This window comes from Amycolatopsis sp. NPDC051106 (genome assembly GCF_040682775.1).
Classification (GTDB): Bacteria; Actinomycetota; Actinomycetes; order Mycobacteriales; family Pseudonocardiaceae; genus Amycolatopsis.
This window is the reverse complement of the sequence record NZ_JBFBBQ010000002.1, coordinates 210,892-233,223: the sequence shown is the minus strand read 5'-3', so window position 1 is coordinate 233,223 and position 22,332 is coordinate 210,892. Positions and strand designations below refer to the sequence as shown.

Genomic DNA, 22,332 nt, shown 5'->3' with positions numbered 1-22,332 from the left:
GCTCCTGAACTGAACCGTTGAGTTCATATGAACTGAAGCGTACAGTTCAGCGGCAACCCCACGCGACGACCAGGAGGAACCATGCTGACCGAACCGGAAGTGACCTCGGTGGCGCGCCGCGACCACCCCCGCGCGCGGCTGGCGCTGCTGGCCTTCGCGATGCTGATCGTCTCCCTCGACCAGTACATCGTCGTGGTGGCGCTGCCCGAAATCGGCCGCGACCTGGGCTACTCCGCCCAGACCCTCCAGGCGGTGATCAGCACGTACGCGATCGCCTCCGCCGGGTTCCTGCTGTTCGGCGGCCGGGCCGCGGACCTGCTCGGCCGGCGCCGGGTGCTGGTGACCGGCCTCGCCCTCTACGCCATCGCGTCGGTCGTCGGCGGGCTCGCCACGGTGCCACTCCTCCAGCTCGCCGGCCGGGCGCTCCAGGGCCTGGGCGGGGCGCTGGTCTTCCCCAGCACCTTGGCGATCATCACCACGACCTTCGCCGAGGGCCGCGAGCGCAACCGCGCGCTGAGCGCGTGGGGCGGAGCCGGTGCCGCCGGCCTGGTCGTCGGCGTCCTGCTCGGCGGGGTGCTGACGCGGGGTTTCGGGTGGCAGGCGGTGTTCTTCGTCAACGTTCCGCTGGCCGGCGTCGCGCTCGTGGCGGCGTTCGCGCTCATCGCGCCCGACCGGCCCGGTGCGCCGGGGCGGCGGTTCGACCTGGCCGGCACGCTGAGCGTCACCGGCGCGGTGACCCTGCTGGCGTTCGCGCTGGTCCAGGGCCCGGACGCGGGATGGGACTCCCCCGGGATCGTGGCGGCCCTGGTCGCGGGGACGCTGCTGGCCGGCGCCTTCGCGGTGATCGAGCGGCACAGCACCGACCCGCTGGTGCCGCGCCGCCTGCCGGCCAATCCGAGCCTCCGGCTGGCGCTGGTGGTCGCGTTCCTGTTCACGGCCACCTTCGGCTCGCTGCTGTACTTCCTGTCCCTCCACTTCCAGGACGTCCGGGGCTACGACGCGCTGGCCACCGGGCTCGCGTTCCTGCTGCCCACCGCGGTGGTGGTCGCCGGCTCGGTGCTGGCCGGGCCGCTGGTGACCCGGATCGGCGTCCGGCACACCCTGCTCGGCGCGCTCGCGACCGGCGCGCTGGGCGCGTGCCTGCTCGGGTTCGCGCTCACCCCGGACGGCTCCTACGCCGGGCTGGTGCCCGGCCTGGTCGCGGTCAGCGCCGGCGACGGGATGGTGTTCACGGCCATGTACATCGCCGCGGCGACGCGCGTGCCCGCCCCGCGGCAAGGGGTCGCCTCCGGGATCGTCACGACCGGTTCCGGCATCGGCGCCGCGGCCGGGCTCGCGGTGCTGGTCCTCATCGCCAACGCCGGTACCCGGGACCTCGGCGGCGACGCGCTGCGCGTCGCGACCGGTGACGGGATCCGGACGGCGGTGTTCGTCATCGCCGGCGGCATCGCGTTCACCTTCCTGCTCGTGCTCGCGTCACCCCGGCGCAGCTCCTGACGCCTCGCGCATCCTCCGAACGGTGGATGCGGGGTCCGCCGCCGGAGGACCCCGGTCCGGACCGTCCTGACGATTCGCCGGAGGCCCCTCGCGCGGGAATCTCGGTGTGTCGCAAGCGGATCGAGAGGGGAACAGCGCCATGCCGGTCATCGAGGTCGAGCACCTCCACAAGCGGTACGGGGACAAGGTCGCGGTCGACGACGTGTCGTTCAGCGTCGAACGCGGGGAGATCTTCGGGATCCTGGGCCCGAACGGGGCGGGCAAGACCACGACCGTCGAGTGCCTGGAGGGCCTCCGGACGCCCGACGGCGGTGAGCTTTCGGTGCTGGGGCTCGACCCGCGCCACGACCGGGCCGAACTGCGCCAGCGCGTCGGCGTCCAGCTCCAGGAGAGCCGGTTGCAGGACAAGCTGCGGGTCGGCGAGCTGCTCGACCTCTACGCCGCGTTCTACCGGACGCCGGCCGATCCGGAGCGGCTGCTCGCCACGCTCGGCCTGACCGAGCACCGGAACACCGCCTACAAGAAGCTCTCCGGCGGTCAGCAGCAGCGGCTGTCCATCGCGCTCGCGCTGGTCGGGAGCCCGGAGGTGGCGGTGCTCGACGAGCTCACCACCGGCCTCGACCCGCAGGCCCGCCGCGACACCTGGGACCTCATCGAGGCCGTGCGTGCGCAGGGCGTGACGATCCTGCTGGTCACGCACTTCATGGCCGAAGCGGAACGGCTCTGCGACCGGATCGCGGTGATCGACGCCGGGCGCGTCGTCGCCGTCGACACCCCGGCCGGGCTGGTCGCCCGGGTCACCGACGAGCAGGTCGTGCGGTTCCGGCCGTCGGCCCCGCTCGACCCCAGCGCGCTCGAGGCGCTGCCGGAGGTCCGCAAGGCCGAGTGGCACGCCGACCGTCTCGTGGTCAGCGGCCGCGGGAACGTGCTCCACGCGGTGACGTCGCTGCTCGCCCGCCTCGGCGTGATCGCCGAGGACCTGCGCGTCGAGCAGGCCGGCCTCGACGACGCCTTCGTCGCACTCACCGGCCACCGGCCGGAATGAAGGGGGAAACCATGTCCGTCCTGACCAAGCTGACCACCGCCGAAGCCAAGGTGTTCCTGCGGGACCCGGGCGCGCCGGCCGTCGTCGTCGGCATCCCGCTCGCCCTGCTGCTGGTGTTCGGGCTGATGCCCGGCGCGAACGAGCCGGACCCCGAGTACGGCGGGCACAGCGCCCTGGCCACCTTGATCGCGCCGATGGCCATCACGATCCTGCTGGCCATGCTGGCGCTGACGCTGTTCCCGACCGCGATGGGCACCTACCGCGAAAAAGGCCTGCTGAAGCGGCTTTCCGCGAGTCCCGTGCCGCCGAGCCTGCTGCTCGCCGCGCAGCTGCTGGTGAACCTGGCCGCCGCCGTCGTCGTGGTCGCGCTGATCGCCGGGGTGGGCGGGCTCGCGCTCGGCATCCCGTTGCCGGGCAACCCGGGCGGCTTCCTGCTGTCGCTCGTGCTCGGGGCCGTGGCGCTGTTCTCCGTCGGCCTGCTGGTGGCGGCGCTGGTGCCGACCGGCCGCGCGGCCAGCGGCATCGGGAGCGCGCTGTTCTTCCCGATGCTGGCGCTGGGCGGGGTCTGGGTGCCGAAGGAGAAGCTGCCGGTCTTCCTGCAGCACGTCGCCGACGTCCTGCCGCTGGGAGGCACGCTCAACGCGCTGCGCGCCACCTGGGCCGGCGACGCCCCGGAGCTGCTCCAGCTCGGCGCGATGGCGGTCTTCGCCGTCGTCTGCTCGACGATCGCGGCGCGGGTGTTCCGGTGGGAGTGACGAGCGCGCCCGCCGCGGCCCGGGTCCGGCCGGTCGCGCCGGTCGCCACGCGCCCGGTGGCGATCGTGACGGCGCTGATGGCGATCCCGTTGCTGCTGACCGCGAACCGGTACGGCTACTTCGGCGACGAGCTCTACTTCCTGGCCGCCGGACGGCACCTCGCCTGGGGCTACGTCGACCAGCCACCGCTGCTGCCCCTGCTGGCCAAGACGATGGACGCGCTCGGGCAGTCGCCGTTCGTGCTGCGGATTCCCGCCATGCTGGCGATGCTCGGGGGCATCGCGCTGACCGCGCTGATCGCCCGCGAACTCGGCGGCGGGAGGAAAGCGCAGACTCTGGCCGCCGCGACCTTCGGCGTGTCGTCGCTGTTCCCGGCGGGCGGGCACTACCTCGCGACGTCCACAGTGGACCCGTTCCTCTGGACCGTGCTGTTGTGGCTGCTGGTGCGGTGGCTGCGGACCCGCGCCGACGGCCTGCTCGCACTCGCCGGCGTCGTGACGGCGCTCGCGCTGTACACGAAGTTCCTCATCGGCGGCTTCTGGCTCGCCGCCGGGGTCGCGCTCCTGGTGTGCGGACCACGGGAACTGCTGCGCCGGCCCGCGTTGTGGCTCGGCGCGGCGATCGCCGCGGTGGCTCTGGTGCCGACGCTGCTCTGGCAGGCCACGCACGGCTGGCCGCAGTTCGGCATGGGCGCGGCGATCTCCCAGGAGGTCGGCAACACCTGGGGCGGGCGGCTCACGTTCGTGCCGGCGGCGTTGCTCACCGCCGGGATCCCGGTCGGCGCCGTCCTGCTGGGGTACGGCCTGTGGCGGGTGCTGCGCGACCGGGAGCTCCGCTTCCTCGGCTGGACGACGCTGCTGCTGACCGTGGCGTTCGTGGCGGTGAACGGCCGGTTCTACTACCTCGCCGGGATGTACCCGGTGTGCTGGGCGATGGCCGCGGTGGCGCTCGAGCGCCGGGAACCGTCGCGCTGGTGGCGGTGGCTGGCGGCCTGGCCGTGCTACGCGCTGTCCGTGCTCCTGGTCCTGCCCGTCGCGCTGCCGGTCTGGCCGCGGGCGTGGCTGACCGAGCACCCGTCCCTGCCGTCGCCGGTGTTCGCCTTCGCCGAGATCGGCTGGCCGGAGGGGACCCGGTCGGTTTCCGACGCCTTCGCGAGGCTGCCGAGCCGGGAACGCACGGCGGTGGTGACCGAGACGTACTGGGAGGCCAGTGCGCTCGACCGCTACGGCCGTGACCTCGGCCTGCCGGAGCCGGCCAGCGGCAACCGCGGGTACGCGACGCTGGTCGTACCGCCCGAAGACGCGACGGACGTCCTGTACGTCGGTGCCGACCCGCGGCCGCTGCTCGGGCACTTCGCCGTCGTGCGGCCGATCGGGACGGTCGACACGGGCGCCGCGAAGCCGAGCTACTTCGACGGCGTGCCGCTGTGGGTGGCGAGCGGGCGGACCGAACCGTGGTCCGTGCTGTGGCCGAAGCTGGTGAACACCCACACCTGAGCCACGTGCCCGGCGTCACCGGTCGCGGGGTGACGCCGGGTGGCCCCCGTAGGGTGCGGGAAGGACCGGCGCCTACCCAGGACGAAGGAGCACGATGGACGCCGTAGCCACGGCCCCCGACCAGGCGACAACCCAGCTCGCCCCGTTCGCCCGGCTGCCGGTCGCGCTGCTGGCGCTGGGCACGGCCACCGCGCTGCTGCTCACCGCGGGCCGCTACGGCTACTTCGGCGACGAGCTGTACTTCCTCGCCGCCGGGAAGCACCTGGCGTGGGGCTACGCCGACCAGCCACCGCTCGTCCCGTTCCTGGCCTGGGCGATGGACTCGCTGGCGCCCGGCTCGCTGGTCGTCTTCCGGCTGCCGGCGGTCGCCGCGACGGCGGCCGGCGTCGCCGTCACCGCCCTGATCGCCCGCGAGCTGGGCGGACGGCGCAAGGCGCAGGCGCGCGCCGCGGCGGCGTACGCGATCTGCGGGCAGTTCGTCGGCAGCGGCCACTACCTGGCGACGTCGACGCTCGACCCGCTGCTGTGGACGCTCGTGCTGTGGCTGCTGGTCCGCTGGGTCCGCACCCGCGACGACTCGCTCCTGGTGTGGCTCGGCGTCGTGACGGCCGTTGCGCTCAACGGCAAGCTGCTCATCGGCGCGTTCTGGGTGGTGGCCGGGCTCGCGGTGCTCGTGTTCGGGCCGCGCGAGCTGCTTCGCCGGCCGAAGCTCTGGCTGGGCGCGCTGATCGCCGCCGCATCGCTGGTGCCGACGCTGCTGTGGCAGCGCGCGAACGGCTGGCCGCAGCTCGGCATGGGTGACGCGGTCGGCGCGGAAGTCGACGCGGCGGGCGGGCGCGAGAGCTTCGTCCCGAACCTCCTGGCCGGCGCCGGCTGGGTGATCGGCGCGCTCGGTGTCCTCTACGGCGTCGCCGTGCTGCTCGGGAGCGCACAGCTGCGGCCGTACCGGTTCCTGGGCTGGACGGCGCTGGGTGTCGTCGCGGTCTTCCTGCTCGCCAACGGGCGGTACTACTACGCCGCCGGGATGTTCGGCGTGCTGTGGGCCGCGGCCGCGGTGCACCTGGAAGGACGTGAACCGGCCCTGTGGTGGCGGTGGGTGCCGACCTGGCCGGTCTTCGTGCTCTCGGCCCTGTTCAGCCTGCCCTTCACACTGCCGCTCTGGCCGGCGCACTGGCTGGCCGACCACCCGGGCGCGCCGCGGCCCGCCTACGCGGCCGAAGAGATCGGCTGGCCGGACCTCGCCGGCGACGTCGCCAAGCTGTACCGGACCGCGCCACCCGGCACCGCCGTCGTCACCGGCGGCTACTGGCAAGCCGGTGCGCTCGACCGGTACGGGCCCGAGCACGGCCTGCCCGAGGCCCACAGCCCGAGCCGCGGCTTCTGGTACTTCGGCCGGCCTGCCGACGACGCCGACACCGTGCTCTTCGTCGGCTACGACCCGTCGAAGCTCGCGAAGTACTTCGCGTCCGCGCACCTCGCCGGGCAGGTCGGGAACCGCCTGGGCGTCGCGAACGCGAGCGAGCACATGCCGGTCTGGCAGCTCACCGGCCGGACCGCGGACTGGGCGGCGATCTGGCCTCGGGTGAAGGACATGAGAGCGTGAGCGTCCGGGTCGACTGGAACCGCCCGATGTGGCCGCTGGAGTCGGCGAAGGCCGCCACCGGCTGGCAGCCCCTGCTGAACCGGGTCGAGCGGTACCTGGGCGGTGGGCTGCTCGCCACCGCGACCCTGATCACCCTCGCCTTCGGCGGGCACGACGGCCGCTGGTGGGCGCTCACCGGCGCGCTGGTCGCCGCGACCGCGCTCTGGCTGCTCGCCACGATCACCCTCCCGGTCCCGCGGGTGCGCGAGCACCCCGCGTTCGCCCTGCTGAGCTTCGCCGGCGTCATCGGGCTGGGCAGCGTCCTCGAGTCCCGGGACGTCACGTTCGTGATCTTCATGATCTTCGCGTTCTTCTCCGCGATGCGGCTGCGGCCGACGTGGCTCGCCTTCGTCGCGCTCGCGGTGACCTCGCTGCTGATCAACACCCTCGGCAACGGCGGGCCGGCCCACGCGTTGCAGGAGAGACCGGGGATCTGGATCACGATCATCCTCGTGCAGACCACGGCGATCGGGGGCGGCGGGCTGCTGTCGGCGGCCGTCGCCCGGCAGAACGAAGAACGCCGGCGCATGCTCGACGACCTCGCCGCGGCCCACGCGGAAAACGAAGGCCTGCAACGGCAACTGCTCAGCCAGGCCCGCGAAGCCGGGATCCTCGACGAGCGGCAGCGCCTCGCCCAGGAGATCCACGACACCCTGGCCCAGGGCTTCACCGGCATCATCACCCAGCTCGAAGCCGCCGCGCTGGCCGAGGACGAGCCCGCGGAACGGCAGCGGCACCTGGACTCGGCGGCCGCGCTGGCGCGGGAGAACCTCGTCGCCGCCCGGCGTTCGGTGCGCGCGCTGCACCCCGAACCGCTGGACACCGCGGCGCTGCCCGACGCGCTCGCCGGCGTCGCGACGCGGTGGAGCGGGCGGACCGGCGTGCCCGCCGCGTTCACCGCCACCGGCGAACCGCGGCCACTGCACCCCGAGATCGAGTCGACCATCCTGCGCGTCACCCAGGAAGCGCTGTCCAATGTGGACAAGCATGCCGAGGCGGGTCGCGTCGGCCTCACGCTGTCCTACATGGACGACGAGGTGACCCTGGACGTCCGCGACGACGGCGCCGGGTTCGTCCCCGGGCCCGGCCCCGGCTTCGGGCTGCCCGGGATGCGGCGGCGCGTCGAACGGCTCGCCGGTACGCTGCACGTCGAGTCCGAACCCGGCGGCGGCACCGCGATCTCGGCCGTCCTGCCCGCCGTCCCGTCCCCGCCGGAGGCCTCCCCGTGACGATCACCGTGCTCATCGCCGACGACCACCCGATCGTCCGCGACGGCCTGCGCGGCATGTTCACCGGCCGTGGCTTCGAGGTCGTCGGCGAGGCGGCGAGCGGCGCCGAAGCCGTCGCGCTGGCCGAGCGGCTGCGCCCCGACGTCGTGCTGATGGACCTGCGGATGCCGGGCACCGACGGCGTCACGGCGATCACCGAGCTGGCCCGGCTGGGCAACCCGGCGCGGGTCCTGGTGCTCACGACCTACGACACCGACTCCGACGTCCTGCCCGCCATCGAGGCGGGCGCGACGGGCTACCTGCTCAAGGACGCGCCGCGCGACGACCTCTTCCGCGCGGTCGAAGCCGCCGCCCGCGGCGAAGCCGTGCTCTCCCCCGCGGTCGCCAGCCGGCTGATGGGCCGGATGCGCGAGCCGGCGCGGGAGCCGCTGTCCCAGCGCGAGCGCGAGGTGCTCACCCTGGTCGCCCGCGGCTCGACGAACAAGGAAGCGGCGAAGAAGCTCTTCATCAGCGAAGCGACGGTCAAGACGCACCTGATCCACGTCTACGCGAAGCTCGGCGTGAACGACCGCGCGGCGGCCGTCGCGGTCGCGTTCGAACGCGGGCTGCTGGGCTCCTAAAGCGTCCAGCCGGTGGCCGCGGCCCACTTCTCCGCGCGGGTGAAGACGCCGTTGACGAACTCCTGCTTCTCGTCCGCGTAGGCCGCGACGTTGCCGTCGTCGGCGTGCGCGGCGGCCAGCCGCAGCTTGACGTCGCGGTAGTCGTCCCGCTCGTCCGCGTTCGCGCGCAGGTAGTCGCGGAACAGCAGGGCGAGCCGCCACGCCGGCGTCTCTTCGGACCGGACGTGCAGGTTCACCGCGCGCTTGGGGTCACCGCCGACGTGCAGGCGCTTGGGCCACGTCCCGGCGCCGTCCAGGGCGTCGTCGACCCAGTCGCCCTCCAGGCGGGGGAACCCGGCGTCGGAGAGCAGCTCGCGGAGCGTGTCCGCGTCGTCCAAAGTGGACACGGTCAGCTGGAAGTCGAGGACGTCCTTGGCGGGCAGGCCGGGGACGGCGGTGGACCCGATGTGGTCGGCGCGGCGGGCGAGCTCCCCGGCCACGGCGCGGATCCGGGCGAGCACCCGCTCGGCCTGCGCCGGCCAGGTGAGGTCGTACTCGGCGATCTTCGGGGACACCGGCGGCCGCGGCCGGCGCAGCCGGACGTTCGCCTCGAACGGCACGAGCCGGTCGGCCCACAGCGCGTCGACGTCGGCGAGCACGGCGTCTTCGGCACCGCCGTTGTCCAGGAGCACGTCCGCGACGGCGCGGCGCTGCTCGTCGCTCGCCTGCGCGCGGATCCGGGCCCGCGCGTCCTCCTCGGCCATGCCCCGCGCCGTCACCAGCCGCCGGACCCGCACCTCGACCGGCGCGTCGACGATCACGACCAGGTGGTACGCGGTCGCGAGGCCGTTTTCGACCAGCAGCGGGATGTCGTGGACGATGACGGCGTCCGGCGCGGCGGCGGCCATCAGCTCACCGGTGCGGGCGCCGACCAGCGGGTGCACGATCGCGTTGAGCCGGCGTCGCGACTCGTCGTCGCCGAACGCCTTGGCGGCGAGCGCGGGCCGGTCGAGCGAACCGTCGGCGGCCAGGATCTCCTCGCCGAACTCCTCGACGAGCCGGGCGAGTCCCTCGGTGCCGGGCTCGACCACCTCGCGGGCGATCCGGTCGGAGTCGATCAGGACGGCACCGTGCTCCGCGAGCCGGTTCGCCACGGTCGACTTGCCGGCCCCGATTCCACCTGTCAGCCCCACGCGCAACATGCCGATCACCCTAGTCAGGCTCGCCGGACGGACGAGGGGGTGCGCCCATCCGTGTGACACAGGCAGCCACCCTGTAACTCCGGTAAACGTTTTCCGATACGCCCGGCAGCGGGTCACCGGCCCGCCTGGTCAAGGGAGGGACCATGGACATGGCGAAGCTCGGCAGGGCGGCGGTCGTGGTACTGGGGGCGGGCGGGCTCGCCATGGGGGCGCCCGACGTGCCGGCGGGACGGGCCGAGCCGGCCGGGCACTGCCTGTCCGGTGTCTACCGGATCCAGGTTCAGCCGTCTCGCACGGTGTACGCGGTGAAGAGCACGTGGATCCCGTTCGTCGTGACGTGCCCGAAGGGCCAGGTCACGACACCGCCCGCGTGACGGCGTAGCGAAGGCATACGAACGGGTGAACCGCAAGGTGATCGTGACGCGTGACTCAACCGATATCCGGACACGCCGCGTTGCTTACTCACCTTCACCGGCCCGGCTGCGTACCGTGCGCGCGACAGGGTCGCCCACACGGAGGAACGATGGCGGACAGCAAGCACGCCGGGAGGCACCGGCTCGGCACGCCGGGGCTGGTGCACTGCCTCGTCCACCGCACCGTGGCCGACGCGCTGGCGGACTACCGCCGGACGTGGCTCAGCACCCTGCTCGTGCCGGCCAGGCACAGCTTCGCCGGCCTCCGCCGCAAGGCCCGCGCCGCAGCCCTCGAGCGCATCTGGGTCCCCGCGGTGGGCACGGCGACGATCCGGCCGGTGACCGCCCAGGCCGCCGCTGCCTGACGGCGGCCGCTCGCGGGCTTGCCTCAGCGGCCGGCCTCGTGCGTCTCGATGGCGATCTCCGAGGACAGCGTCCGGTGCACCGGGCACTTGTCGGCGATCAGCATCAGCTTCGCGCGCTGGTCGTCGTCCAGTTCGCCCTCCAGCACGATTTCGCGCGTGATGCGGCTCAGCATCCCGCGCTCGGTCTCGCACTTGGCGCAGTCCTCGGCGTGGATGCGGTCGTGGCGGAGCCGGATCGTCGCCCGGGTCAGCGGGAAACCCTTGCGGTTCGCGTACATCCGCAGCGTGATCGCCGTGCACGAACCCAGCGAGGCGAGCAGCAGCTCGTACGGGTTCGGGCCGGCGTCGGCACCCCCGGCCTCGACCGGTTCGTCGACGAGCAGCTCGTGGGTCGCCGTCGTGACCTGCTGCGTGTAGGTGCCGTCGCCGCTCGCGGTGACGACGACCGTGCCGGGCTCGGGGTGTTCCATCCGGGTCAGTCCTCCCAGGGTGATGCCAGGATCGTGGTGACGAAGTCCGTGCGCTCGAAGCCTGGCACGAACCGGGCCAGGACATCGGCTTTGACGTTCCCGAAAGCCGTGTCGGGCCGGTCACGGATGCCCTCGGTGAAGGCCTCGAGGATGCGCCGCTTGAAGTCCGGCCGCGGGTGCTCCGCCACGACCGCGGCCCGGGCCTCGGCGGGGAGGTCGTGGTAGCCGATGCCCAGGACGTCGTACTCGACGCCGGCCGTCACCAGCGCGACCTCGGGTTCCATGTACTCGGGGATGCCCGGGGTCGTGTGCAGCGCGATGGCCGTCCAGGCGACGCGGGCGCGTTCGGCGTCGACGCCGTGGCCGAGCAGGAAGCGGCGGGCCTCGTCGGCGCCGTCGAGCTCGAAGCGCCGGTCGGTGCGGTGGCCGGCGACGAGCCCGAGGTCGTGGAACAGCGCCGCGACGTAGAGCAGCTCGGCGTCGAAGTCGAGACCGCGGCGCCGGCCTTGGAGCGCGCCGAACAGGTAGACGCGCGCGGAATGGTCGTAGAGGAGCGGGCCCGCGGTGTCGCGAACGTACTCGGTGGCTTCGCGGGCGAGGGCGGTGTCGGGGATGTCGAGGTTCATGACGCCGACGATGCCCGCCCTCGCGCTGCTCGGACATGCGTCCGGCGGACGGGAACCCCGCACATCCGGACATCCGGCACGTTCCCAAGAGGCGCCGGATATCGTATCTTTTGCTGCGGGTCGATCACCCGGATGTGCGCGAAGGGGGTGCGCCGTGGCCACCAGGCACCTGTCGATGCGCCCCGCCGAGCAGGGCAGCCGCGAGCGCTTCCTGGACACGGCGCTGGCGGTGCTGTTCGACCGCGGCGTCCCGGGGCTGACGGTGCGCGGCGTGGCCGAGGCGGCCGGCGCGTCGACGATCTCGGTGTACGCGCGCTTCGGCGGCCGCGCGGGCCTGCTCGACGCGCTGTACGAGCGCACGTTCGACTCGCTGCGGAAGCTGCTGGAGAGTCTGCCGCCGGCGGGCCCGGACGGGGTCGCGGACCTGCTGCACCTCGCGCTCGAGTACCGGCTGTTCGCCCGGGAGAGCCCGGCCCGCTACGCGCTGATGTTCGAGCGCCCGGTGCCGGGGTTCGACCCGGACCCGGCGCTGCGGTCGGCGGTCCTGCGGACGACGTTCACCCTGTTCGTCGCCCGGATCCAGCGGGTGTGCCCACCGGGAGCGGACGCCCGCGAGACGGCGTACCAGCTGTGGACGGCGATGCACGGCCTGGTCGGGGCGGAGCTGATGCTGGCTTCGCGGACACCGCTGCCGGACTGGTTCATCCCGCCGACCGACGAGGCGAACGAGCGGATGTACCGCCGCGGCATCACCGCGACGATGGCCGGCTTGGACCTGCGCAACCGCTGAGCCGGCTAGGCCTTCGGCCCGGCTTGGCGACGCAACGCACCCAATGTGGCGTTCGGTGCGTTGCCAGCGCCCCAATGTGGCCTTCGGTGCGTCAGACGCACCCAAGGCGGCCTTCGGTGCGTTGAACGCAACCAAGGCCACATTGGGGCGTTCGAGCCGGTACCTGCGCCGGGGTGGGACGGGAAAGCAGCGAACCCCCGGTCCACTCGGGACCGGGGGTTCGCTGTCAGCTCAGAGCGCTACTGCTCACGCACCGCCGGAGAGCTTCTCGCGGAGCGCCGCGAGCTGCTCGTCGGAGGCGAGGGTGCCGCCGCTGCTCTTCGTGTCGGCCGGGGCCGAACCCGAGGTGTAGCTTTCCGCGCCGCTCTCGATGCCGGTCGCCGCGTCGGCCGCGGCCTCCGCGTCGGCCTCGACGGCCTTCTGGACCTGCTTCATGTGGGCCTCGTAACGAGTGTGCGCCTCGGCGTACTGGCGCTCCCACTCCTCACGCTGCTTGTCGAAGCCTTCCTGCCACTCCTGGGTGTCCGGGTCGAAGCCCTCGGGGTAGATGTAGTTCCCCTCGGTGTCGTACTCGGCGGCCATGCCGTACTGGGCCGGGTCGAACTCGGTGTCCGGCGTGACACCCTCGTTCGCCTGCTTCAGCGACAGCGAGATGCGACGGCGCTCGAGGTCGATGTCGATGACCTTGACCATGACGTCGCCGTTGACCTGGACGACCTGCTCCGGGATCTCCACGTGGCGCTCGGCCAGCTCGGAGATGTGGACCAGGCCCTCGATGCCCTCTTCGACGCGCACGAACGCACCGAACGGAACCAGCTTGGTGACCTTGCCCGGCACGATCTGGCCGATCGCGTGGGTGCGGGCGAACTGGCGCCACGGGTCTTCCTGGGTCGCCTTCAGCGACAGCGAGACGCGCTCGCGGTCCATGTCGACGTCCAGGACCTCGACCGTGACCTCCTGGCCGACCTCGACGACCTCGGACGGGTGGTCGATGTGCTTCCAGGACAGCTCGGAAACGTGCACCAGGCCGTCGACGCCACCCAGGTCCACGAAGGCACCGAAGTTGACGATGGACGACACGACGCCCTTGCGGACCTGGCCCTTGGCGAGCGCGTTGAGGAACTCGCTGCGCACCTCGGACTGGGTCTGCTCGAGGTAGGCGCGGCGGGACAGGACCACGTTGTTGCGGTTCTTGTCCAGCTCGATGATCTTCGCCTCGAGCTCGCGGCCGACGTACGGCTGCAGGTCGCGGACGCGGCGCATCTCGACCAGGGACGCGGGCAGGAAGCCGCGCAGGCCGATGTCCAGGATGAGGCCGCCCTTGACGACCTCGATGACGGTGCCCTTGACGGGCTCGTCCTTCTCCTTGAGCTCCTCGATCGTGCCCCAGGCGCGCTCGTACTGCGCGCGCTTCTTGGACAGGATCAGACGGCCTTCCTTGTCCTCCTTCTGGAGAACGAGGGCTTCGACCTCATCGCCGACGGTGACAACCTCAGCCGGGTCGACATCGTGCTTGATGGAGAGCTCACGCGAGGGGATGACGCCCTCGGTCTTGTAGCCGATGTCGAGCAGGACCTCGTCGCGGTCGACCTTGACGATGGTGCCTTCGACGATGTCGCCATCGTTGAAGTACTTGATCGTCTTGTCGATAGCCGCGAGGAAATCTTCCTCCGACCCGATGTCGTTGATGGCGACCTGCGGGGCCGCGTTCGGGGCGGTCGGGGCGGTGGCGGTGTCGATGGTCATTAGGCGGGTTGCTCCGGTGGATGGGAATCGAGGGTTGGCAGTTGTCGGCGCGATGGGCACTACGGCATGCGAAGACCCTGCGAGCAAACGTCCACCAGTGAACGACCGCGGCATGACCCGCAAACGGTGCGCGACCCGAGCCCGACCAGAAGCTGAGCGGAAGGCAGCGCGAACCCACTGCGCTAACACTCATCCTACGCGGCGGCCGCTAGGCGGCACAATCAGGGTCCCCCTCGGTCGCTAAGGTCCTCGCGGAAGCAAACCGCACGCACCAGGACGCAGGGACCGGAGACCACCATCATGCCACCGGAGGAGCCGCCCGCGCCGGGGCGCCACGACGCGGCCGAGCACCGGCTGGGCACCACGGCCGTCGCCTACCGCGCCGTCGAAGGCCCCGAAGCCGCCGCCGCCAACCTCGCCTGGTGGGACGCCGACGCCGACGACTACCAGGCCGAACACGGCGGGTTCCTCGGCGACGCCGACTTCGTCTGGTGCCCGGAGGGCGTGCGCGAAGAAGACGCGCGGCTGCTCGGCGACGTCCGCGGCAAGCGCGTCCTGGAGGTCGGCTGCGGGCAGGCCGCGTGCTCGCGCTGGCTGGCGGCCCACGGCGCCCGCGCCGTGGCGACCGACCTGTCCGCCGGCATGCTGCGCCACGCCCGCGAAGGCAACGAGCGCACCGGCGCCGACGTCCCGCTCGTCCAGGCGAACGCCGAGTACCTGCCGCTGGCGTCCGGCAGCTTCGATGCGGCCTGCTCGGCCTTCGGCGCGATCCCGTTCGTGGCCTCGGTGGACGCCGTGTTCGCCGAGGTGCACCGGGTGCTGCGGCCGGGCGCGCCGTGGGTGTTCTCGGTGACCCACCCGATGCGGTGGATCTTCCCGGACGACCCCGGCCCGCAGGGGCTCACCGTCACCCAGCCGTACTTCGACCGCACGCCGTACGTCGAGGTCGACGACGAGGGCACCGCGACCTACGTCGAGTACCACCACACCCTCGGCGACTACGTGCGCGCGCTGGCCGCGGCCGGGTTCACCCTCACCGACCTGGTCGAGCCCGAGTGGCCGGCGGGGCACACCCGGGTCTGGGGCCAGTGGAGCCCGCTGCGGGGGCGGCTCTTCCCGGGCACCGCGATCTTCCGCACGCACCGCTCGTGAACCCCCTCGAAAAGGAGCAGAACGCCCGGTTCGCCGCGCTCGACCCGCTGCTGCCGCCGATCGCCGCCCCGCCGGCGGCGAGCGAGCCGCTGGTGGTGACCGTCGGCGGACGCCGGGCGGGCGGGCTGCTGACGCACGTCGTGCACGCCCCGGGAGCGTGGCCCGCGCTGTGGGGCCCGCTGGAGGTCTGGGACCTGACGGCGGTGCCGGGCGACAGCGGCGCGGCGGGCCTGGCCGCGCTGCTGGGGGCCTGGCGCGAGCGGATGCGCGGGACGCGGCCCGATCCGGACTCGGGCTGCTCGCTGGCCTGGCCGAGCCGCGACGCCGAGGCGTCGGCGGTCCTGCTGGCCCACGGCTTCGCGCCGATGACGTGCCTGGCGGTGCGGACCCCCGCGCCCCCCGCGGCAGAAGGGCCGTCGCGGGTGACCGTCCGCCTCGCCGGCGAGGGCGACGTCGAGGCGCTCACCGATCTGCGCGTGGCGGAGTGGCAGTACACGTCGCTGGTCGGCACCGCGGTGCCGCGGCCCGGCGCGCGGGAGCTGCTGCGCGCGGAGGTGGTCCGCTCGCTGCGCTTCAGCGGCCTGGTCTGGCTCGCGGAGGACGACGGCGTCCCGGTGGGCCTGGCCGCGTGCTTGCTGACCGCGCCCGCGCCGGGCGACGGCATCCACGGCCGGCTGCTCCCGGGCCGCTGGGGGTACGTCGACACGCTGTCGGTCGCGCCCGGCGCGCGGGGTGCCGGCGTCGGCCGGGCGCTGATGGCGGTGGCCCATCGCGAGCTGCTCCGGCCGGAGGGAAACGGTACGTTCCTCTTCTACCACCCGGCGAACCCGCTCTCGCCGGTGTTCTGGCACCGGCAGGGCTATCGTCCACTGTGGACGATGTGGATCCGGCGCCCCGCCTGGTCCTGACCGACGCACCACCAGGGGGATCCATGGACATCGCCGAACCGCTGCTCGCTGCCCACCGCGCGCGCTTCGCCGCGGTGGACGCCCTGCTGCCGCCCGCAGCGCCCCCGGCCGAGGGGCGCCGGCTGGACGCCGCGACCGCGGACGGCACCCGGGTCGCCGGCGTGCTGCAGCGGCACCGCGCGGCGCCCGGCGACGTCACGAGGCTGTGGGCGGCCGCCGACGTCTGGCAGCTCTTCCCGTACTTCGGCGCCACCGGCACCGAAGGCGTGGACCTGCTGCTTCGCGCGCTGAAGGGCGTGCTGGAGGCGGAGGAGATCGGCGACGACTCGTCGTGCGTCGTCCTCTGGCCCAGCCGGGACGCCGAGGCGATCCGCGCCTTCCTCGACCACGGCCTCGTCCCGCTTTCCGCCGTCGGCGTGCGCACGGCTCCCCCGGCCGAGCCGGACCCGGCGGTCGCCGTGCGCCGCGCCGGGCCCGGCGACTTCGCCGCGGCGCTCGAGCTGGCCACCGCGACGTTCGACTACACCGGGCTGGTGGCCGCGACCCGCCGGGCGAACACGGCCGAGCTGCTCGCCCCCTCGCTGCGAGAGGCGCTGGCCGAGGACGAGCCGGCGGTGTGGCTGGCCGAGGAAGACGGCGAGGCGCGCGCCCTCGCGCACTGCGCGTGGCTCGACGCGACGCCGGGGAGCGCGGCGGCCGAGCTGCTGCCGCCGGGACGCTGGGGCTACGTGAACAACGTGGTGACAGCACCCGGCGAGCGCGGCGGCGGCTTCGGCCGGGCGCTGATGGCGCACGTGCACCGGGAGCTGCACCGGGGCGGCGCCACCCGCACGTACCTCTACTACAACCCGACCAACCCGCTGGCCTCGGTGTTCTGGCACCGGCAGGGTTACCGTCCACTGTGGACCAGCTGGGAAGTGCGCCCGGCGTCGGCGCTCCGCTGAGCGAACGCCGGGTCCCGCGTTCTCCCCCGTTCGGGGTCACCAGGCAGCGTCGCGGCTCCCGGGATGCGACAGTCGGCCGCGGACCGGTGCATCACCCACGGGTGTGACGTGCGTCCGGTGATCTTGCCGCGCTCCTCCGTCAGGACTAGCTTTTGCACTGACCGGTCAGTTCAAAAAGTTCCCGACGCTGGAGTAACCGTGCAGGTCCGAGCCGATCGGGTGTCCCTCGAAGGACACCACGGCCCCTTATTACCGCCCACCTCGCTGACCGTCGGCGAGGGCGACCTGGCGATCGTGCACGGCGAACCCGGCATCGGTGTCACCGCGTTCGGCCTCGCGCTCGCCGGGCGGCTGAAGCCGACCACGGGCACGGTGCACGCCGAAGGAACCGACGCCGGGCTGCCCGAGCTCGTCGCGGTCGTCGACGCCCCCGGCGTCAGCGAGCCCGACGACGCGCTGGCCCTGCGCGTGGTCGTCGGCGAGGAGCTGGCGCTCGCCCACCGCCCGGCGGGCAAGGAGGACGTCGCCCGCTGGCTCGCCGCGCACGACGCCGCGCCGTTCGCGGGCACGCGGTTCGAGAACCTCGCCCCGGCCCTGCGCACCCGGCTGCTCACCGAGCTGGCCGCCGAGCGCAAGGGCGTGCGGCTGCTCGTCCTCGACACCCCCGACCGGCACACCAGCGACGTCGAAAGCTGGGCGGGCCTGGCGCGCGAGCAGGCCGAGCGCGGCCTGGCCGTCGTGGTGCTGGCCGCGACGACGCCGTTGTCGGCGCTCCCCTTCCCGCCCGCGCGCCTCGGCTCGGCCGAGCAGCCCGAGCCGCAGCACCACTCCCCCGAACCCGCCCCCACCGAAGAGCTCCCCGAGAGCACTGACGGAGTCCCCGAATGAACGCCTTCCGCATCGCCCGCAACGAGCTGCGCCGCCTGTCGACCGGCACGATGCCGAAGCTCGCGCTGGTCGCGCTCGTGCTGGTGCCGCTGCTCTACGCGTCCTTCTACCTCTACGCGAACTACGACCCGTACGGCCGGCTCGACAAGCTGCCCGCCGCCGTCTTCACCAGCGACGCCGGCGCGAAGGACGCCGGCGGCCAGCAGCGCAACGTCGGGCGCGAGGTGACCGACGAGCTGGTCAGGTCCGGCACCTTCCAGTGGCACGAGGTGTCCGAGCAGGAGGCCCGCGACGGCGTCCGCGACGACAGGTACTCCTTCGCCATCGGCATCCCCAGCGGCTTCTCCGCCGCCCTGCTGGGCGTCGGCACCTTCCAGCCGCAGCAGGCGACGATCACGCTGACCACCAACGACGCCAACAACTACCTCTCCGGCACCATCGCGAAACAGGTGGCCGAGCAGGTGCGCAAGACGATCGCGGAGAAGGTCGGCAGTGAAGCCGCGGACCGGTTCCTGGTCGGCTTCTCGACGATCTACGCCAAGATCCAGGAGGCCTCGACCGGCGCGAACCAGCTCGCCGACGGCGCGAACCAGCTCAAGACCGGCCAGCAGAAGCTGGCCGACGGCGCCGCCAAGCTCGCGGACGGCTCGTCAACGCTGGCGACCGGCCTGGGCACGCTCAAGAGCAGCACCGCGGAACTGCCGTCGCAGACGCAGAAGCTGGCCGACGGCGCTTCGCAGGTGGCGGCCGGGGACCAGAAGGTCGCCGACGCGGCGTCCCTCGCGGCCACGGCGTCGTCCGGCATCCAGGGCAAGCTCGACTCCTACCGCACCCAGCTCGTGACGGACCTGCGCGACGCCGGCGTGCCGGAGGCCCAGATCCAGGCGATCGTCGCCAAGGCCGACCAGCTGCGCTCCCCCGTCGACCAGGCGAACAGCAAGATCCAGCAGGCCAACGGCGACCTCGCGAAGCTGGCCGACGGCGCCCGGCAGGTCTCCGACGGCGCGGCCAAGCTCGCCGCCGCGTCACCGCAGCTGACCAGCGGCATCGCGCAGGCGTCGGACGGCGCGAACCAGCTGAAGGACGGCGCTTCGCAGCTCAACGACGGCGAGAAGACGGCGGTGAACGGGACGAACCAGCTCGCGGACGGCGCGGTGAAGCTGCGCGACGGGCTCGCGGCCGGCCTCCAGCAGATCCCGAACCCGGACGACCCGACCCGCAACGCGACGGCCACCACGATCGCGGACCCGGTGGCGGTGAACGCCAACGGCGAGGCGTCGGCGGGGACGTACGGCGCCGGTCTCGCGCCGTTCTTCATCTCGCTGGCCACCTGGATCGGCGCGTTCGTGCTCTTCCTGATCCTGCGGCCGCTTTCGACGCGGGCGCTGACCGCGGGCGCGGCGCCGTTCCGCGTCGCCGTCGGCGGCTGGCTGTCGTCGGCGCTGCTCGGCATCGCCCAGGTGATCGTGTTGTTCGGCGCGGTGACGTGGCTGGTCGGCATCCACATCGCGCATCCCCTGGCGGCGATCGGGTTCGCCGTACTGGTGTCGCTGACGTTCACGTCGGTGGTGCACGCGCTCAACGCGTTCTTCGGCGCCGTCGGCAAGTTCCTCGGCCTGGTGCTGCTGGTGCTGCAGCTGGTCAGCGCGGGCGGGACGTTCCCGTGGCAGACCATCCCGGACGCCCTGTACCCGCTGCACGTGGTGCTGCCGATGGGCTACGCGATCGACGGCTTCCGGCACCTCTTCTACAGTGGCGCCACCGTGCAGATCCTGGGTGACATCGGCGTGCTGCTGGCGTACCTCGCCGGCGGGATCCTGGTGTCCACGCTGGCCGCGCGCAAGCGTCGCGTGTGGACGGTGTCGGCGCTCAAGCCCGAGCTGAGCCTGTGAGCGGCGGGACGAAGCAGAAGCTCTTCGAGGCCACCTTGCGGCTCTCGAAGAGCCGGGGCCTGGTCGGGCTGACGGTCGACGACATCGCCGCCGAAGCCGGCGTCGCGAAGGGCACGGTCTACTACAACTTCGGCTCGAAGGACGGCCTGGTCGACGGGCTCCTGCGGTACGGGGTGGACATGCTCGCTCTTCGGCTGCGCGCCGCGGTTTCGGATGCGGATCCGCTCGACGTGATCGAGGCGCAGGTCGACACGACGCTGGAGTTCATCGCGAGCTATCCGGGGTTTTCGCAGATCCTGGTGAGCGAGCTGTGGCGGACACCGGGCCAGTGGCACGGCACGCTTTCCCTGCTGCGCGAGGAGATCATCTCGATCGTGAAGACGCAGTTGTCGCGCCTGGAAGAGGCCGGCCGGCTGCCGGAAGGGGTACAGATCCCGACGGCGGCGGCCGGGCTGTTCGGCACGATGCTGGTGGTGGCGCTGGACTGGCAGGTGTTCGGGCCACAGCGGACGCGGGCCGAGGTGCGGGAAGCGGTGATGGTGCTGATCCGCGGCCTCGGCCGCCGCTGACGCCGATCTCGCGGCGCGCGCCGCGATTCCTGCGGGGCGCCGGATTCGAGGCCGGGCGCCGGCTTCGCGGGCTTGGCCGCCGCGGAGCCAAGTCTCTGGTGTCTTGAATGGGACATTCAGGTCTTCGGAGGTCCTGTATGACTCATTCAAGACCTCCGGCGCGCACCGCGACCGTTGCGGAGCGCCGGGTTTGAGGCCGGCCGCCGCTCCGGGGCCCGCGGGGGCGCCCCCGTTTTCCACGCTACCGCCTGGCACCGACAGTTCCCGGTCTCCGATGCAGTGAATGACTCATTCCTGGCGTCCGACGCAAGGAATGAGTCATTCACTGCGTTCGGGCGTTCGGGCGGGCGGCTGAGCGGGCAGCGGGTGAAGCCGTCAGCCGCAGTCTTCGATGCGAGCTAAGGGCGCAGCCCTCAGCCGCGGTCTTCAATGCGGGCCCGGACCGCCGCCGCGTACGTGTCGACCGCCGTGGCCGCCGCTGTCAGCTCGCAGGGGCCGTCGATCAGCAGCCTCTTCGCCGGGGTGTACGCCTGCTCCAGCTCCGGATCGCCCGCCAAGCCGTGCTCGCGCGCGAGCTCGTTGTCCGCAGTCAAGCGGGCTCGCAGTTCCTCGCGGCGGGCGACCAGACCGTCGAGCACCGCGCGCTGGCGGCGGCCGTCCTCGACCGCCGGGGCTACCGCGTGCTCGTGTCCGCCGATGTGCTTCTCGACCCACTCCGCGTCGCCGTCGACCTCGGCCGAACGCAGCTGCTTCAGCGCGCCGCGCAGTCGCTGGGCCCGGGCCGGCAGCATCGCGACGCCGGTGAACCGGGTCGCCACGCGCAGCTGGTACGCCTCGATCTCGGCGAGCTCCTCGACGGACTGGGTCAGCACGTCGAGCCGGCCCGCGAGGTCCTCGGGCGCCGGGCGGGCCCCGAGGGTGCTCGCCTGCACCGCCGCGACGCCGGGCGAGGACTCCTCCCGGAACCCCAGCAGCAGGCGGATGCCGAGCTCGGCCGCGCGGCCGGCGAGCGGTGCCAGCACCTCGCCGACGAGCCGGTCGGGTTCCGCGGAGTCGTCGATCGCGTCGATGACGAGCGTGCGCCCCGCGACCCCGGTGGTGAGCCGGTCTTCGATGCGGTGGCGGATGGCGTCGGCGGTGCGGCCGGTGGCGTCGACGGCGAGGTCGACGCTGCCCGCCGGCGGCATCTCGCCGAGCGCGGGCGGCAGGCCGGGCACGCCGAGCGAGCGTTCGCGGTCGGCGAGGACGATCCCGAACCGCAACGCCGCGGCCACCGGCGAGCCGGCCTCGCCGGTGTCGACGACCCAGACGGTGCCGGGCTCGGCCTTGGCGAACCAGTCGGCGACGCGCTGCACGAAGGAGACGTCAACGGCCTCGCCGACGGGCCGCGAGAAGCTCGCGTCGACGGCCGGGCTGCCCGAGGTCCAGATGCTCAGCTGCGGCAGGTGCCCGAGCATGGTCTCGACCGGGATCATCCAGGTGCCGGTGTCCTTGCCGACGACCACGCCGACGACGTGGCCGGTCGCTTCGTCGAGCACCGCCGTGCCCCCGAAGCCGGGGCCGAGCGGCTCGGCTTCGGCGGTGCGGAAGAGGCGGACCCACTCGCCGCCGGCGCTGCCGGGGTGCTCGGGGCCGCCGAGCCGGGCGTGGGTCCAGCGGCCGACCGACCCCGGCGGGAAGCCGAAGGCGCGCACGAGCTGGTGCTCGCCGAGCGGCATGCGGTGCAGCGGCGCGCGGAAGACGCGGGATTCGGGGCGGTCGAGCCGCAGCACGGCGAGGTCGCCGCGGCCGCCTCCGTCGGAGGGCACCCAGCAGCCTTCGACGACGGTGGCCGTGCCGGGCATCGCCTCGGCCAAGCCGACGAAGTCGACGCTCAGCGCGGAGCGTGGTCCCCCGGCGGTTTCGACGACGTGCGCGCTCGTGAGGACGTGGTATTCGTCCAGCACCGTGCCCGCACCGCACACCCGGCCGAGTTCGTCGTGCAGCCGGACCCGCCAGCGTCGTCGCTCACGCTCGAACCCCATTCGGCGGACCCTACGCCGTGATCATCGCGCCGCGGGCGCCGACCTCCCTACCCAGCGGTAATGGCTCGGCCGAACGGAGT

At 73.0% G+C, this 22,332-nt stretch carries 21 protein-coding genes; 16 read left to right on the top strand and 5 right to left on the bottom strand.

What is annotated here, in order from left to right:
• Positions 1-81: 81 nt before the first annotated feature.
• From AB0M83_RS02805 to AB0M83_RS02775, 7 genes are all read left to right on the top strand, one after another.
• On the top strand, positions 82-1,497 hold the full coding sequence (locus AB0M83_RS02805) for an MFS transporter (RefSeq protein WP_364511452.1): 1,416 nt from the start codon (positions 82-84) through the stop codon (positions 1,495-1,497).
• Between the two features lie 139 nt (positions 1,498-1,636).
• On the top strand, positions 1,637-2,542 hold the full coding sequence (locus AB0M83_RS02800; RefSeq protein ID WP_364511451.1) for an ABC transporter ATP-binding protein: 906 nt from the start codon (positions 1,637-1,639) through the stop codon (positions 2,540-2,542).
• Between the two features lie 11 nt (positions 2,543-2,553).
• Complete coding sequence (locus tag AB0M83_RS02795) at positions 2,554-3,297, top strand: ABC transporter permease (RefSeq protein ID WP_364511448.1); 744 nt, start codon at positions 2,554-2,556, stop codon at positions 3,295-3,297.
• A 77-nt stretch (positions 3,298-3,374) separates the two neighbouring features.
• Positions 3,375-4,793 (top strand): glycosyltransferase family 39 protein, encoded by a 1,419-nt coding sequence (locus tag AB0M83_RS02790; protein ID WP_364511724.1) that lies wholly within the window; start codon positions 3,375-3,377, stop codon positions 4,791-4,793.
• Between the two features lie 94 nt (positions 4,794-4,887).
• A complete protein-coding gene (locus tag AB0M83_RS02785) occupies positions 4,888-6,396 on the top strand; it encodes a glycosyltransferase family 39 protein (protein WP_364511445.1) in 1,509 nt (502 codons plus the stop codon).
• Positions 6,393-7,664 carry a sensor histidine kinase gene (locus AB0M83_RS02780; protein WP_364511442.1) on the top strand — a complete coding sequence of 424 codons (1,272 nt, stop codon included), beginning with the start codon at positions 6,393-6,395 and terminating at the stop codon, positions 7,662-7,664. Before AB0M83_RS02785 ends, AB0M83_RS02780 begins: the two co-directional genes overlap by 4 nt.
• Complete coding sequence (locus AB0M83_RS02775; protein WP_364511439.1) at positions 7,661-8,284, top strand: response regulator transcription factor; 624 nt, start codon at positions 7,661-7,663, stop codon at positions 8,282-8,284. Before AB0M83_RS02780 ends, AB0M83_RS02775 begins: the two co-directional genes overlap by 4 nt.
• On the opposite strand, the gene coaE is transcribed toward AB0M83_RS02775, so the two are convergent.
• Positions 8,281-9,465, bottom strand: a complete 1,185-nt coding sequence (coaE, locus tag AB0M83_RS02770; protein ID WP_364511436.1) for a dephospho-CoA kinase — start codon at positions 9,463-9,465, stop codon at positions 8,281-8,283. The genes AB0M83_RS02775 and coaE overlap by 4 nt on opposite strands.
• Before the next feature lie 143 nt (positions 9,466-9,608).
• Between coaE and AB0M83_RS02765 the strand changes: the two genes are divergently transcribed.
• On the top strand, positions 9,609-9,839 hold the full coding sequence (locus AB0M83_RS02765) for a hypothetical protein (protein WP_364511433.1): 231 nt from the start codon (positions 9,609-9,611) through the stop codon (positions 9,837-9,839).
• A gap of 149 nt (positions 9,840-9,988) precedes the next feature.
• Positions 9,989-10,243 carry a hypothetical protein gene (locus tag AB0M83_RS02760; RefSeq protein ID WP_364511429.1) on the top strand — a complete coding sequence of 85 codons (255 nt, stop codon included), beginning with the start codon at positions 9,989-9,991 and terminating at the stop codon, positions 10,241-10,243.
• A gap of 23 nt (positions 10,244-10,266) precedes the next feature.
• Here AB0M83_RS02760 and AB0M83_RS02755 read toward each other — a convergent pair whose 3' ends face one another.
• Complete coding sequence (locus AB0M83_RS02755; RefSeq protein WP_364511426.1) at positions 10,267-10,713, bottom strand: OsmC family protein; 447 nt, start codon at positions 10,711-10,713, stop codon at positions 10,267-10,269.
• Between the two features lie 5 nt (positions 10,714-10,718).
• Positions 10,719-11,339 carry an HD domain-containing protein gene (locus AB0M83_RS02750; protein ID WP_364511423.1) on the bottom strand — a complete coding sequence of 207 codons (621 nt, stop codon included), beginning with the start codon at positions 11,337-11,339 and terminating at the stop codon, positions 10,719-10,721.
• 175 nt (positions 11,340-11,514) lie between these two features.
• Here AB0M83_RS02750 and AB0M83_RS02745 point away from each other — a divergent pair, with 175 nt between their 5' ends.
• On the top strand, positions 11,515-12,129 hold the full coding sequence (locus AB0M83_RS02745; RefSeq protein ID WP_364511721.1) for a TetR/AcrR family transcriptional regulator: 615 nt from the start codon (positions 11,515-11,517) through the stop codon (positions 12,127-12,129).
• 246 nt (positions 12,130-12,375) lie between these two features.
• Here the strand turns inward: AB0M83_RS02745 and rpsA are convergent, their stop codons facing one another.
• On the bottom strand, positions 12,376-13,875 hold the full coding sequence (gene rpsA, locus AB0M83_RS02740; protein ID WP_364511420.1) for a 30S ribosomal protein S1: 1,500 nt from the start codon (positions 13,873-13,875) through the stop codon (positions 12,376-12,378).
• Between the two features lie 300 nt (positions 13,876-14,175).
• Here rpsA and AB0M83_RS02735 point away from each other — a divergent pair, with 300 nt between their 5' ends.
• The 6 genes from AB0M83_RS02735 to AB0M83_RS02710 all read left to right on the top strand — a co-directional run bounded on the left by AB0M83_RS02735 (position 14,176) and on the right by AB0M83_RS02710 (position 20,228).
• Positions 14,176-15,027 carry a class I SAM-dependent methyltransferase gene (locus AB0M83_RS02735; protein WP_364511417.1) on the top strand — a complete coding sequence of 284 codons (852 nt, stop codon included), beginning with the start codon at positions 14,176-14,178 and terminating at the stop codon, positions 15,025-15,027.
• Positions 15,024-15,935 carry a GNAT family N-acetyltransferase gene (locus AB0M83_RS02730; RefSeq protein ID WP_364511414.1) on the top strand — a complete coding sequence of 304 codons (912 nt, stop codon included), beginning with the start codon at positions 15,024-15,026 and terminating at the stop codon, positions 15,933-15,935. Before AB0M83_RS02735 ends, AB0M83_RS02730 begins: the two co-directional genes overlap by 4 nt.
• Before the next feature lie 23 nt (positions 15,936-15,958).
• On the top strand, positions 15,959-16,879 hold the full coding sequence (locus AB0M83_RS02725; protein WP_364511411.1) for a GNAT family N-acetyltransferase: 921 nt from the start codon (positions 15,959-15,961) through the stop codon (positions 16,877-16,879).
• Between the two features lie 198 nt (positions 16,880-17,077).
• Entirely contained in the window at positions 17,078-17,767 is a 690-nt protein-coding gene (locus tag AB0M83_RS02720; RefSeq protein WP_364511408.1) for an ABC transporter ATP-binding protein, read from the top strand.
• Complete coding sequence (locus AB0M83_RS02715; protein WP_364511405.1) at positions 17,764-19,659, top strand: YhgE/Pip domain-containing protein; 1,896 nt, start codon at positions 17,764-17,766, stop codon at positions 19,657-19,659. Before AB0M83_RS02720 ends, AB0M83_RS02715 begins: the two co-directional genes overlap by 4 nt.
• Entirely contained in the window at positions 19,656-20,228 is a 573-nt protein-coding gene (locus AB0M83_RS02710; protein ID WP_364511403.1) for a TetR/AcrR family transcriptional regulator, read from the top strand. Before AB0M83_RS02715 ends, AB0M83_RS02710 begins: the two co-directional genes overlap by 4 nt.
• A gap of 413 nt (positions 20,229-20,641) precedes the next feature.
• Here AB0M83_RS02710 and AB0M83_RS02705 read toward each other — a convergent pair whose 3' ends face one another.
• Positions 20,642-22,252: a trypsin-like peptidase domain-containing protein gene (locus tag AB0M83_RS02705; RefSeq protein WP_364511400.1), complete on the bottom strand. Its 1,611-nt coding sequence runs from the start codon at positions 22,250-22,252 to the stop codon at positions 20,642-20,644.
• Positions 22,253-22,332: the final 80 nt, after the last annotated feature.

Bases quoted from the DNA above. Each gene is read 5' to 3' on its own strand.
- AB0M83_RS02805 (WP_364511452.1), top strand. From the start codon at position 82: ATGCTGACCGAACCGGAAGTGACCTCGGTGGCGCGCCGCGACCACCCC.
- AB0M83_RS02800 (WP_364511451.1), top strand. From the start codon at position 1,637: ATGCCGGTCATCGAGGTCGAGCACCTCCACAAGCGGTACGGGGACAAG.
- AB0M83_RS02795 (WP_364511448.1), top strand. From the start codon at position 2,554: ATGTCCGTCCTGACCAAGCTGACCACCGCCGAAGCCAAGGTGTTCCTG.
- AB0M83_RS02790 (WP_364511724.1), top strand. From the start codon at position 3,375: ATGGCGATCCCGTTGCTGCTGACCGCGAACCGGTACGGCTACTTCGGC.
- AB0M83_RS02785 (WP_364511445.1), top strand. From the start codon at position 4,888: ATGGACGCCGTAGCCACGGCCCCCGACCAGGCGACAACCCAGCTCGCC.
- coaE (WP_364511436.1), bottom strand. From the start codon at position 9,465: ATGTTGCGCGTGGGGCTGACAGGTGGAATCGGGGCCGGCAAGTCGACC.
- AB0M83_RS02765 (WP_364511433.1), top strand. From the start codon at position 9,609: ATGGACATGGCGAAGCTCGGCAGGGCGGCGGTCGTGGTACTGGGGGCG.
- AB0M83_RS02760 (WP_364511429.1), top strand. From the start codon at position 9,989: ATGGCGGACAGCAAGCACGCCGGGAGGCACCGGCTCGGCACGCCGGGG.
- AB0M83_RS02755 (WP_364511426.1), bottom strand. From the start codon at position 10,713: ATGGAACACCCCGAGCCCGGCACGGTCGTCGTCACCGCGAGCGGCGAC.
- AB0M83_RS02750 (WP_364511423.1), bottom strand. From the start codon at position 11,339: ATGAACCTCGACATCCCCGACACCGCCCTCGCCCGCGAAGCCACCGAG.
- AB0M83_RS02745 (WP_364511721.1), top strand. From the start codon at position 11,515: ATGCGCCCCGCCGAGCAGGGCAGCCGCGAGCGCTTCCTGGACACGGCG.
- rpsA (WP_364511420.1), bottom strand. From the start codon at position 13,875: ATGACCATCGACACCGCCACCGCCCCGACCGCCCCGAACGCGGCCCCG.
- AB0M83_RS02735 (WP_364511417.1), top strand. From the start codon at position 14,176: ATGCCACCGGAGGAGCCGCCCGCGCCGGGGCGCCACGACGCGGCCGAG.
- AB0M83_RS02725 (WP_364511411.1), top strand. From the start codon at position 15,959: ATGGACATCGCCGAACCGCTGCTCGCTGCCCACCGCGCGCGCTTCGCC.
- AB0M83_RS02715 (WP_364511405.1), top strand. From the start codon at position 17,764: ATGAACGCCTTCCGCATCGCCCGCAACGAGCTGCGCCGCCTGTCGACC.
- AB0M83_RS02705 (WP_364511400.1), bottom strand. From the start codon at position 22,252: ATGGGGTTCGAGCGTGAGCGACGACGCTGGCGGGTCCGGCTGCACGAC.